This is a genomic window from Chitinophaga vietnamensis, from assembly GCF_902167635.1.
GTDB lineage: Bacteria > Bacteroidota > Bacteroidia > Chitinophagales > Chitinophagaceae > Chitinophaga > Chitinophaga vietnamensis.
Genome location: NZ_CABHMS010000003.1, coordinates 136,780 through 149,873 on the forward strand (window position 1 = coordinate 136,780; position 13,094 = coordinate 149,873).

Consider the following 13,094-nt stretch of genomic DNA (forward strand, 5'->3'; position numbering starts at 1 on the left):
TCATGATAAAGCATTGTTTTTTGACTATCTGTTTTGCTGTAACAGGCTTGACAGGCATGCCATTTATTTATGGACAACAAGCACCGGCTATCAGAGAAGGGAAGATTTTGTACGAGAGAAGGGTGAATGGCTATAACCTGATGGAGGCCATGACAAAGGCCGGAGGCCTCACGCAAGCAAAGCTGGATGCCTATAAGCACGATAATCCAGCTTTTAATACCAGCAGGTTTGTATTGCAATTTAAAGGAGGTCAAATGGTTTATCAACCTGATGTGAAAGGCATCAGCGCCCCGGCGTCTATTGACGAGTGGTTTAGTATGGTAGCCTACGATAATGTGGTTTGTTCCGATCTGGATCTGCGGCAGACGGTTGTGCAGAAACATGTTTTTGGTGAGCTGTTTACCGTTGCCGACAGTGCCAGACAAATAAAATGGAAGATTACCAGCGAAACCAGGAAGATAGCCGGTTTTCAATGCCGGCGGGCCAATGCGGTGATGATGGATTCTGTTTATGTGGTTGCCTTTTATACCAATGAGATTGTTCCCCGTGGCGGACCGGAATCTTTTGGAGGACTGCCCGGAATGATCCTGGGCATAGCTTTACCACATGAGCATATCACGTGGTTTGCCCAGGAGGTTTATACTACACCTATAGCCGGGCAATTGAAATGTGTGATCCCGGAAAATAAGAATCGTATCGATAATAAAAAATTTGCAGAGCGGCTCTCCGGTATCACCCAGGGATGGGGAAAAATGGCCTCCATGGTGATCACGAAAGCAGGGCTTTAAAAAAAATAATAGTAGCGTCTATGAACCCGATCCCCACATTTGTTATTAACCTGAAAAGGCGGCCCGACCGCAGAGCGCATGCGTTGGAACAATTCAAAAATAAAAATGAATTTGATGTTTCCGTGATAGATGCGCAAGGACATGAAATAGGTGCGATAGGCCTATGGGAAACCATTAAGCTGATTATACGACAAAGTATTGATGCTGATGCTGAATACATTATTATTTGTGAAGATGACCACACTTTCACCGTCGACTATTCGAAGGAATTGCTCGCAGAAAGCATTGCGGAAGCAGCCCGTTACCACGCGGACATGCTCAGTGGCGGCGTTAGCTGGTTTAGTAATGCTTTCGCGGTTACAGAAAATGTGCTATGGATAGAAGGGTTTACAGGCTTTCAGTTCACCGTCTTGTTCCGCCCGTTCTTTGAGCGGATCATCTCTGCCTCTTTCGATGAGCATGATGCTGCCGATTTTAAAGTATCTTCTCTTTCAGCAAATAAATTGCTCATCTTCCCTTTTATTTCTGTACAGAAAGAATTTGGATACTCCGATGTCACCTTTGCCAACAGTACAAAAGGGAAAGTAGAAATGCAATTCACCAACAGTATCAAAAAAGGAGCGCTGGTCAGATCGATTTATGGTTATATGAAAAAACAACAGGAATGGCAGCTGCCGGCGCTGGCTTCTCCCGCTGGTGAAATTACCTTTCCTGTTTATATTCCCCTTCATCGGAACGATGTGGACGGATGGCTGGATATTAAAAAAACGTTTGAAGGAAAAGATGAGTTTGAGGTGATTGTAATGGAGACAGAAGAGGAAAATACAAATGCCGGTATCACCTGGAAGTCCATCAAACAAGCGGTCGAAATGGCTGTAGCAAACGATGATGATATGATTATTCTCTGCGATAAGCGACACAGGTTTTCTTCTCAATACTCGAGTGAATCATTTTTCAGGTATGTCATGGAAGCTTATTACAGAAGGATTGAAGTGCTGTCTGGTGGCCTTAGTGATTTTGATATCGCCATTCCTGTAACTGAAAACCTGGGCTGGGTCAACATATTCTCATCCGCCGGACTGCTGGTTTTAAATAGCAGCCTTTTTCAGCAGATATTAGCATATGATCCGAAAGATAAGCAAAAACCGGATGAGGTATTGTCAAGATTGACCAGTAGCAAAATGTTCATCTTCCCCTTCATTTCTTATTTGGAAGATAACGGCAATCAATATGTTCACACATTGCCCGCTGGAGAGCGTATCCGTGTGGCACAGTGCATGTTAAAAAAATATAGTCAGCATGAAAAGTAATATTTGTTGTGTGCTGCTGGAATACTGTGGTGGCAAACAAACGGATGCCCTTTATACAAGACTGGCCAAATGGAACCCTGGTTATAAGATCAATGTGCTCGACAATGCCAGCAACCAAAATAAAAGCAGGTTTATTACCCATCAGAATATGGTGAACTCAGGGATAGGCGGAGGGATCATCGATGCGCTGCGCATCGCAAGGAAAGAACAGGCTAAATACCTGTTACTACTGGTGAATGACATTGTTCCCATAACCAGGATAGAGATCAGGAATTTCGAATTGATACTTGCACAATATCCGGAGGTAGTGCAGTTGAGTGCATCCATAACAAAACATTCGGATCAGGCCGCGCATTACCCCTGGATGATAGACCAGGCGCAATGGCAGAACAGGGTGGTGCCACATGCAGATATTCTGTGTTGCGCAATGGATATTGATTTTATTCAGGAGTTTGGCGGGTTTCCAGATTCCAGGAGTGGTTGGGGGTATGACCTGGAACTGGCTTATCAGGCGCGCATCCGGCAACGAAAGATCGTTGTCAGCGATTTCTTTAAGGTGAGACATGTCAATGATAAAACAGGAGCCACTACCTCCGCGGAAAAGCGCGCAGAGTTGGAAAGGGTGTATGATGCCCGGTACGGATCATATAAGGTCATATTTGAACCAATCAACTTTTAGTATGGAAGTCAAGCGTATTTACGAACTAATTTCACGCGAGTTATCCAATGAGATCACCGCTGAGGAAAGGATAAAACTGAACCAAATAGCAGCCTTGCAACCTGAAATTGCCGCAGTGCTGGCCTTATTCCGACAACATTGGGCATCTCCACATCAGGAAGAAGCTGCAAAGCAGCGGCTGCTCCGTCATTTAAATCGTTTGAAAGAGAAAGGCCTATTGTAATACCCACATTAAACAAAGATCATGACGCTCTACGAATTTTATTTTGATAACAAGTTGGTATGCATCCTCAGGAAAGGTGACCTGAGTGTTATACCTGCAATTGGTGACAGGATACAACTGAAACTCCGTAGCGCATATGCCAGCAGGTATGGGAACGATAGTTGGTGGCTGGTTTTCGAAAGATCCCTTTTGCTGGAGCTGGATGAAAATAACCATCTGGCAAATGAGACGATCCGTTTTAACCTGGCCCGGGACTTCCATAATAAAGATTGGGGAGATTGGGCACTTGCACAACAACTGGGATAGGAAGAAGATCAGATTTTTTTTAATTCTGCCAAACCTTCCCTGACATCAGCCAATCCTCCAATTTTCCCGATCGATGGTCCGATTTTCTCTATAAAAGGCTCTACTGTTCATGGGGCTGCTGCTGTAATGCCCCAAAGGCCCGACTGGAAAGGATTCCAACTGATTTTGACGGGACGTATAACTGAAAGGGGACAGGCGTATCTGGCTTTCTCCTTAATTATTTATATCTTATCTTTAAGATCAAATCCGTCGTCAAAAGAGCAGCTGAGATGATAAAACAAATGTATCATTTAAAGAAGACAAGAAAGACAGGAGTAGCCCGCAAAAGTTTGATACCGGGAATATTTCTTTTTATTGTTGCTCAGGTGGCCTACGGTCAGCAGATCAATAATACGCCTGCCTCTTTATCGCTTCCGCAATGCATTGACTACGCGCTGCATCATCAGCCCGGCTTACAGCAGTCTTTAATTAAAACAAATATCGTCAGGGCTTCCAATGCCGTGAGCCTTTCCGGATGGTATCCGCAGGTGGGCGTTACCGCCAACTTAAACCATTATTTACAACGCCCTACCTCGCTGTCCAATATCAATGGCGTGGAAACGCCCGTCAAAACGAGCGTGATCAATACCTCCACGCCAGGTATAGGCGTTACGCAGGCCATCTTTGTGCCCAGTCTCGTATATGCCGCCAGGGTGGCGCCGCTCAACCTGAAGGCTGCCCAACAGGGCGCCGACAGCGCCCGGATAGAACTGGTGGCCAGCATCAGCAAATCATTTTATAGCCTGCTGCTCACCCTGCAACAGATCGATGTATTGAAAGAAGATACTGCCCGCCTCGGCGAAAGCATGCGTACAGCCTATCATCAATATGTAGGCGGTATTGTAGATGAAACGGATTATGAACAGGCCTCCATCTCCCTCAATAATTCCATGGTGCAGCTGAAACAGGCCAGCGAAAGCATCTGGCCGCAATACGCCACCCTCAAGCAAATGATGGGCTATCCAAGCGACCAGCAATTCAATGTGAGCTACGATAGCACCGAAATGATGAGGAGCATCGAGATCGATACCACCGAGCAACTGCAATATGAAAAACGGGTAGAGCTGAAACAGCTGGCCGTGCAGAAAGACCTGCAACATCAGCAGACCAACTACTACAGGAAGTATGCTTTCCTGCCCACATTATCTGCCTTCTATAATTATAATGGCGCGTTTCAGAATAATGAGTTTTCCAAACTATATAATACCGCCTATCCCAACTCTATGATAGGCCTCACCCTGAGCCTGCCGGTGTTTACAGGCCTGGCCCGCATACACAACCTGCGCCGCTCCACGCTACAGGAGCAAGTGCTGGATTGGAGCGAGAAAAACCTGAAGTCAAATATCTATTCGGAATATGCCGCCGCTTTGTCGAGTTACAAAAGCAGCATCTTTAATATGCGTCAAACGAAAGACAATGTGGCGCTGGCCAGGCGGGTGTACTTTGTGGTGGACCTGCAATACAAGCAGGGCATCGTACCCTACCTGAATGTGATCACGGCCGAAACTAATCTGAGAACTTCGGAGTTGACCTACCTGAATGCCTTGTTCCAGGTGCTTTCCAGCAAGATCGACTGGCAGAAGGCGATGGGGGATATTCCGTATTAATTTTATTTCTGCAAAAAGTAAAATCTGCTCCATGGGTAGAGTCATTGTATGTATCGCTTTAGTAAGCTGTGCGGCGCTTTTTTCCTGTCAGCAAAAAACGCCGCCCGCACAGCCGCCCACTCCTGTGAACTTGTACACTGTGAAGCGTGAGCGGGTCCAGTATTTCGATCAATACCCTTCCACCACACAGGCCCTGAGCCAGGTCAATATCGTGCCCACGAACGTACAGGGATATGTTACCGGCATCTTCGCCGCTGATGGTAGCCAGGTACACAAAGGACAGCTGTTGTACGAGATCGATAAAAGGATCTATCAATCTACTTATGATCAGGCCTTAGCCAATCTCAAAGTGGCAGAAGCCAACGAGAAGCAACAGCAGCAGGATGCAGACCGTTACGTATATCTGAATAAATACAATGCCGTAGCCAAACAGGCATATGACCATGCGGTGATTGCGCTGGAAACGGCCAAAAGCCAGACCAAGGCGGCACAGCAGGCATTGAAGACCGCACAAACCAACCTGAACTTCGCCAGCATCTACGCGCCTTTCGATGGCACCATCGGCATCAGCGCCGTAAGAGTAGGGAACGTGGTAGTGAGCGGACAAACCATCCTGAACACCATCTCCACCAATGACCCGATGGCAGTGGATTTCCTGGTGAATGAAAAACAATTGCTGGCCTTTGAGCGATTCAAGAACGATAGTAAAGGCATGCCGGATTCGCTCTTCACCATGCAGCTGCCGGATAATTCACTGTATCCCTTTCCAGGCAAGATCGCGGTGATCGACCGTGCCGTAGACCCGCAAACAGGGACCATCCGCGTACGCCTCGTATTTCCCAATCCGCAAAACCTGCTGAAGGTGGGCATGAGCTGCGTGGTGCGCGTACGTAACCTCGAAACCACGCCGCAGATCGTGGTACCTGGCAAAGCAGTGGTAGAACAGATGGGCGAATATTTCGTATATGTGGCGAAAGATACGGTGCTGGCTGAAAAGACCGGCGCCGCCAAAGTCGCGCCGGCAGAGGAACAGCAAGGCAAAGGACCCAGGCTGCACGCCATCCAGAAAAAAGTGAAACTCGGCCAGACGATCGGCGCCGACGTGATCATATTATCCGGCGTGAGTGATGGCGAAAAGGTGATCGTAGACGGGATACAGTCTATCCACGATGGCTCGCCCATCTCGCTGGGAGCCAAGAAAAACAAGCCCGGGAAAGATAGTACACAACAAGGAAAATAGCGCAAAGATACAGGCAGCCCATGATTGCAAATACTTTCATCAAAAGACCGGTAACAGCCATAGTGGTATCCATTGTATTGGTACTAACGGGCACTGTTTGCATTCTCAACCTGCCTGTGGATCAATATCCTGATATCACGCCGCCCGTGGTGCAGATCAATGGGCAGTTCATCGGCGCTGATGCACAAACAGTGGAACAAACGGTGGCCACGCCCATAGAAGGACAGGTGAACGGTACGCCCGGCATGGAATACATGCAAAGCAACAGTACCAACAACGGCGGCATGCAAGCCACTGTTACCTATGGCGTTGGCACAGATATCGATATCGCTACGCTGGATGTGCAGAACAGGGTGAGCATTGCTACGCCACTGGTGCCGAGCGCCGCCACCCGCCTGGGTTTGACCGTGCGCGCCGTCAACCCCAGTATGCTCATGATGGTGGCCATCTACTCACCCAAAGGCACACACGATATTACTTTCCTCGACAACTACACCAACATATTCATACAGGACGCGCTGCTGCGCGTGCCCGGCGTAGGCACCATCAACAGCTTTGCGGATAATTTCAGTATGCGCGTGTGGATGAATCCCGAGAAGATGGCCGCCTACAGCATCACGCCGCAGGATATCATCACGGCGCTCAACAGCCAGAACGTGCAGGTGGCGGCAGGTTCCGCGGGCGTGCCGCCGCAGTCCAAGGCACAGACCTTTGAACTGGGCATCCTGGTGAATGGCCGCCTCAGCAAAGTATCGGAGTTTGAAAATATCATCATCAAAACCATCCCTTCTACCGGTGCATTGGTATACCTGAAAGATGTGGCCAGAGTGGAACTGGGCAAATTCAGCTTTTCCAGCAATTCCTTTGTGGACGGGCATCGCGCGTCGTACCTGCGTATTTACCAGGCGCCGGGCAGCAATGCCCTGAAAACAGCCGAAGGCATTTATAAAGAGCTGGAACAGCTGAAGCAGTTCTTTCCTTCAGATGTGGAATATAAAGTACCCTTCGAATCCGTGACGGTGGTAAAAGTATCCATGAGCGATGTGGTGATAACCCTGCTGATGACATTGGCGCTGGTGGCCATAGTGGTATATGTGTTCCTGCAAAACTTCCGTTCCACGCTCATTCCGGTGCTGGCGATACCGGTGTCTATCTTTGGCACTTTCTGTTTCTTCATACCACTGGGCTTTACCATCAACACCCTCACCATGTTCGGTTTTGTGCTGGCCATCGGTATCGTGGTGGATGATGCTATCATCGTGGTGGAGGCGGTGCAGCATTACATGGATGAAAAGGGGATGTCGCCCAAAGAGGCCACCTATCATGCCATGCGGGATATTTCCGCGCCGGTGGTAGCGATTGCGCTGATACTGGCGGCCGTGTTTGTGCCGGTAGGTTTCATTCCCGGCATTGTGGGAAGGCTGTATCAGCAGTTTGCGATCACCATTGCCATCTCTGTTATTATCTCTGCCTTTGTAGCATTGTCGCTCACGCCTGCGCTTTGTACACTGTTATTGAGACCTACTGATCCAGATAAGCCGAAAAAGGCCATGAGCAAGGTGTTTGAGAAATTCAACGCCTGGTTCGACCGTGTCACGAAAAGTTATGTGCGCGGCGTGGACAGGAGCATCAAAGCCAAGCGGCTGATCATCTTCTTACTGATCCTGATCTGTGCGGCCGCAGGATATTTATTCATGAAAAAGCCTTCGGGCTTTATTCCTTCGGAAGATGACGGCAACCTGTATGTGACCTTCCAATTGCCGCCCGCATCATCTACAGTACGTTCTGTGCAGGTGATGAACAAACTGATGAAGGTAGTGTCGGAAACGCCTGGCGTGGCGCATTACGCGGCATTGTCCGGATTGAATGTGATCAACAACGCGTCTAATTCCAACTGCGGCACGATCTATCTGCAACTGAGCCCCTGGGAGGAACGTTCAAAGAAGACGGAACAGGTGCCGGGCATCATCACGGAACTGCGTAAACGAATTTCAGACGCCGGCATCAACGATGCCAATGTAGAAGTGGTGCAACCCTCGCCATTGCCGGGCGTAGGCGCCACCGTGGGTTTCAGCTTCCAGATAGAGCAACGCAGCACCAACGACGACCTGCATGCTTTTGAAAATGTGGTAAAGAAATTTGTGGCGGCCGCCAACCAGCACCCGGCGATATCCGGCGCCTATAGCTTCTACAACGCGCATACGCCCAGCTTCAGCCTGAACGTGAACCGCGAGAAATGCGAAAAGCTGGGCGTGGATGTAGGCGATGTATTTACCACCATACAAGCGTTTATGGGCAGTATGTACATCAATGATTTCACGACCTATAACCGCACCTTCCACGTGGTAGTGCAGGCCGATACAGCATTCCGCAACCTGATATCGGACGTCAACAAATATTATGTGCGCAACCAGGCAGGGCAGATGCTGCCACTGGGAACGCTGGTTAGTTACCAGCCGGTAGAAACGTCGCCGCTGATTTCGCATTTCAATATTTTCCGCTCCGCGGAGATAGACGGCACGTCTGCCACAGGCTACAGCACCACAGAAACTATACAGGCCTTGAAAGACGTGGCCGCCAAAGTGCTGCCACAAGGCTATGCCTACGAGTTTTCAGGCTTGAGCCATGAAGAGATCAAGGCCGGTTCTACCACCATCTACATATTCATCTTCTCCATCACCTTTGTATTCCTCTTCCTGTCGGCCCTGTACGAAAGCTGGTCGGTGCCCTTCTCTGTGCTCTTTGCCGTGCCGGTGGGCGTTTTCGGCGCAATACTGACCCTGGTTTTTGTGCCCGGGCTCACCAACAACGTATATGCGCAGATCGGTATGATCACCTTGATCGGCCTTGCCGCGAAGAATGCCATCCTGATCGTGGAATTTGCCAAAGTGCGTGTAGACAGGGGAGAGGATCTTATCCAGTCCACGCTGGAGGCCGTGGGCCTGCGTTTGCGGCCGATCGTGATGACTTCCATGGCCTTTATTTTAGGCGTGTTGCCGCTGGTGCTGGCAACAGGCGCGGGCGCCGTATCCCGCCGTACTATTGGCTATACGGTATTGGGCGGCATGATCGCCGCTTCTACCATTGCTATCTTTATCGTACCGGTATTATTTGTGGTCATCACAAGATTATCATATGGCAAGAAGAAACTGGCATGGTTGAAAGAACATCATGAGAGCCTGATGGAGAAAGCGCGGAAAATAGAAGAACAGAATATTGATCCGGAGCTGGAATTTGAGATTCAAAGATCCCGCGATTTTAATAAACCAGAGAACGGATGATTGCCAATACCTTCATAAAGCGGCCTGTCAGCGCAATTGTAGTATCTATCGTACTTACAATTTCGGGGCTTATCTGTATGGTAAATCTGCCCTTGGATCAGTTTCCCAAGATCACGCCGCCGGGCGTGGGCATCTCGGCCAACTATACCGGCGCCGATGCGCAAACAGTAGAACAAACGGTGACCATCCCCATCGAAGAACAGGTAAATGGCGTGCCCGGCATGATGTACATGCAGAGCACCAATACGCAAACGGGATCGGCCAGTATCAGCGTGTTGTTCGATGTGGGCACTAACGTGAACGTAGCTACGTTGAATGTGCAGAACCGGGTGGCCCTTGCCGCGCCGATATTGCCGTCAGTAGTAGGGCAGCTGGGCGTAACCGTGCGTGCGCGCAACCCCGACCAGCTGATGAACATCGCTATCTTTTCGCCGAAAGGCACCCACGATATCACTTTCCTGGACAACTACACCAATACCTTCATCGTGGATGCGCTGTTGCGCGTGCCCGGTGTGGGAGATGTGCAATCACGCGGCAACCCCTTCAGCATGCGCATCTGGATGGACCCGAAGAAAATGGCCTCCTACAGTCTCATGCCGGTGGATGTGATCACCGCTTTGCAGCGGCAGAATATGTACATCGCGGGAGGCGCAGTGGGCGCGCCTCCGCAGCCGTCTACCCAAACAAATGAATATACGATCCTTGTCAATAGTTTGCTGCGCAAACCGGAAGAATATGAAAAGGTGATCGTGAAAACGAAGCCCGGCACCGGGGAGATGATCTACCTGAAAGATGTGGCGCGGGTGGAACTGGGCAAATTCAATTATGGCAACAAAGGCTTTGCAGACGGCAAACAGGCCACCACGGTGATGGTGTATCAATCGCCCACCAGCAACGCATTACAGACCGCGGAAAATGTTTACGCCGCACTCGCCGAGCTGAAAAAATCTTTCCCGCCCGATGTGGATTATGTGGTGCCTTTCGAAAATGTGACCATCATACGGGTATCCATCAACGAAGTAGTGAAAACCTTGTTCGAGGCGCTGGGCCTTGTGGTGATCGTGGTGTTCCTCTTCCTGCAAAACTGGCGCTCGGCGCTGATCCCCATCATCGCCATACCGGTATCTATCATTAGTACTTTCATCTTGTTCATACCCCTGGGCTTTACCATCAATACCCTAACGCTCTTCGGTTTTGTGCTGGCGATCGGTATCGTGGTGGATGATGCGATCATCGTAGTGGAAGCCGTGCAGCATTTCATTGACCATGATCATATGTCGCCCAAAGAGGCCACCTATCAGGCCATGAAGGAGATCTCGGCGCCGGTGGTAGCCATTGCCCTGATCCTCGCTTCAGTATTTGTGCCGGTAGGTTTCATTCCGGGCATTACCGGAAAGCTGTATCAGCAGTTTGCGATTACCATCGCTATATCCGTGATGCTGTCGGCTTTTGTGGCGCTGTCGCTCACGCCGGCCTTGTGTACCTTGCTGCTGCGGCCTTCGCATGTGGGCAAGCAATCGAAACATCTCAATAAATTTTTCTATCGTTTCAATAGCTGGTTCGACCGGATCACTGGTAAATATTCCAATGGGGTGAGGTATTGCATCCGGCAATCGAGGCTGGTAGTGATCATGCTGATCTGTATTTGCCTCGGCGCGCTCCTGCTTTTCAAACAAAAGCCGACGGGCTTTATTCCTTCGGAAGATGGGGGCAGGGTGATGATCGGCATCCAGCTCGCGGAAGGCACGGCTACCACGCAAACAGAAGAAGTGTTGCAGAAGATCATGAAGATCGTGGCGGAAACGCCTGGGGTACTGCATTACAACGCCATCTCCGGGATGAACGTATTGAGTGGCGGCGCTACCTCCAACGGCGCCAGTATCTTTTGCATGCTGAAACCCTGGGATGAACGCAGCACGCCGGAAACGCAGATACCTGGCATCATGACGGAGATCAGGAAACGGATCGCTGCCGCCGGTATCAAAAATGCCAGCATCACGGTGAATGCCTCGCCCGCTATCAGGGGCCTGGGAACCGCTGCAGGCTTCAGTATGCAGATAGAGCAAGGTAATACCAGCGATGATATTCACCAGTTCGAAACGGTGATGAACAAATTTGTGGCGGCTTTGAAGAAAGAACCGGCTACCGCTACGGCCTACTGTAACTATGCCGCACATACGCCGGCATTTGAGTTATCGCTCGACCGTGAAAAATGCCAGAAGCTGGGCGTGAATGTAGCAGATGTGTTCAGCACTTTACAAGGTTATATGAGCAGCAGGCTGGTGGGCAATTTCACGTTGTATAACCGCACGTACCGCGCCATTGTGCAGTCGGACACCGCTACCCGCGCGCTGATCTCTGATCTTGAAAGATACTATGTACGTAATTCCGCCGGCGAGATGCTGCCCATGAGCACATTGGTGAATTACCGGCCTATCTCCACGGCGCCGCTGATCACGCATTTCAATATCTTCCGTTCCGCTGAAGTAGATGGCTCAACGCCGCCCGGCTACAGCACAGGCCAGAGCATTGAAACGCTGAAGAAGGTAGCTGCACAGGTATTGCCGCGGGGATATACTTACGAATTTTCAGGATTGACTTACCAGGAAATAAAGGCTGGCTCCATGACCGCTTATATTTTCATGTTCTCGATCGTCTTTGTTTTTCTTTTCCTTGCTGCATTATATGAAAGCTGGTCGGTACCTTTCTCGGTGATGCTGGCAGTGCCCATCAGCGCTTTCGGCGCCATCTTCGCGCTCACTACGATGCCGGCATTGTCCAATAATATCTATGCGCAGATCGGCCTGATCACCTTGATTGGCTTGTCGGCAAAGAACGCGATCCTCATCGTTGAATTTGCCAAAGTGCGGGTAGACAGGGGCGAGGACCTGATCCAGTCCACCATTGAGGCCGTGGGCCTGCGTTTGCGGCCCATCATCATGACTTCGCTGGCTTTCATATTAGGCGTAATGCCGATGGTGCTGGCTTCCGGCGCCGGCGCGCAATCGCGCAAGACCATCGGCGTTACTGTACAAGGCGGCATGGTAGCTTCTTCCTGCATCGCTATCTTTATTGTGCCGGTATTGTTCGTGTTGTTCACCCGCTTGAGCTATGGTAAAAAGAAGCTGGCATGGCTCCGTGCTAACCATGAATTGTTGATGGAAAAAGAACGGAAGGTAGAATCACAGAACATCGACCGCGAACTGGAATATGATATCGCGCAGGCGCGGGCAGCGCATGAGCGGGACCGCGAGGAGCGCCGGGAAGAAGGGAATTAATTCAACAAAGGCCTCGGATCAAAGAGCACTTTGAAATGCCTGATCCTGCCGTTTTCCAGCTGATACCAGCCACTGCTGAAGATGCGTTTGCCGCCGATCAATATGTTGTAAAATACGGCCACATCATCGCCATCTTCCAGTACTTTTTGCACGTCGTACTTCAGTTTCATTTGTTTCATTTCTTCGATGTACACATCGGCGCCATCGCGCGCGCCGAGCACGCCTACAAACGAGAAGTCATCCTGTAACAGGCTTCTGGCGGTGGTGAAATCTTCTTCGTTGAGTGCATTGATAAATCGTACTACGGTTTCTTTAGCCATTTTTATGATCGTTTTGTTGGCAC

The 13,094-nt window shown here is 49.9% G+C and carries 10 protein-coding genes; 9 read left to right on the top strand and 1 reads right to left on the bottom strand.

The genetic code is table 11. The features are described 5' to 3' along the window. Positions 1–2: 2 nt before the first annotated feature. The 9 genes from FPG75_RS08710 (at position 3) to FPG75_RS08750 (ending at position 12,751) form a co-directional block, all read left to right on the top strand. Positions 3–788: a GLPGLI family protein gene (locus FPG75_RS08710; protein WP_143306399.1), complete on the top strand. Its 786-nt coding sequence runs from the start codon at positions 3–5 to the stop codon at positions 786–788. A 20-nt stretch (positions 789–808) separates the two neighbouring features. Further along, a complete protein-coding gene (locus FPG75_RS08715) occupies positions 809–2,098 on the top strand; it encodes a glycosyltransferase family 25 protein (protein ID WP_143306400.1) in 1,290 nt (429 codons plus the stop codon). After that, positions 2,088–2,777, top strand: coding sequence for a hypothetical protein (locus tag FPG75_RS08720; RefSeq protein WP_143306401.1), 690 nt, complete (start codon positions 2,088–2,090; stop codon positions 2,775–2,777). Before FPG75_RS08715 ends, FPG75_RS08720 begins: the two co-directional genes overlap by 11 nt. 1 nt (position 2,778) lies before the next feature. Beyond that, positions 2,779–3,000, top strand: coding sequence for a hypothetical protein (locus tag FPG75_RS08725; protein ID WP_143306402.1), 222 nt, complete (start codon positions 2,779–2,781; stop codon positions 2,998–3,000). Positions 3,001–3,021: 21 nt separating this feature from the next. Continuing rightward, on the top strand, positions 3,022–3,306 hold the full coding sequence (locus tag FPG75_RS08730; protein WP_143306403.1) for a hypothetical protein: 285 nt from the start codon (positions 3,022–3,024) through the stop codon (positions 3,304–3,306). A gap of 269 nt (positions 3,307–3,575) precedes the next feature. Then, positions 3,576–4,952, top strand: a complete 1,377-nt coding sequence (locus tag FPG75_RS08735) for a TolC family protein (RefSeq protein ID WP_143306404.1) — start codon at positions 3,576–3,578, stop codon at positions 4,950–4,952. 31 nt (positions 4,953–4,983) lie between these two features. After that, positions 4,984–6,192, top strand: a complete 1,209-nt coding sequence (locus tag FPG75_RS08740) for an efflux RND transporter periplasmic adaptor subunit (RefSeq protein WP_161596733.1) — start codon at positions 4,984–4,986, stop codon at positions 6,190–6,192. Between the two features lie 20 nt (positions 6,193–6,212). Continuing rightward, positions 6,213–9,473 carry an efflux RND transporter permease subunit gene (locus FPG75_RS08745; RefSeq protein ID WP_143306406.1) on the top strand — a complete coding sequence of 1,087 codons (3,261 nt, stop codon included), beginning with the start codon at positions 6,213–6,215 and terminating at the stop codon, positions 9,471–9,473. After that, positions 9,470–12,751 (top strand): efflux RND transporter permease subunit, encoded by a 3,282-nt coding sequence (locus FPG75_RS08750; RefSeq protein ID WP_143306407.1) that lies wholly within the window; start codon positions 9,470–9,472, stop codon positions 12,749–12,751. Before FPG75_RS08745 ends, FPG75_RS08750 begins: the two co-directional genes overlap by 4 nt. Here FPG75_RS08750 and FPG75_RS08755 read toward each other — a convergent pair. Further along, positions 12,748–13,071 (bottom strand): nuclear transport factor 2 family protein, encoded by a 324-nt coding sequence (locus tag FPG75_RS08755; RefSeq protein ID WP_143306408.1) that lies wholly within the window; start codon positions 13,069–13,071, stop codon positions 12,748–12,750. The genes FPG75_RS08750 and FPG75_RS08755 overlap by 4 nt on opposite strands. Positions 13,072–13,094 lie beyond the last annotated feature (23 nt).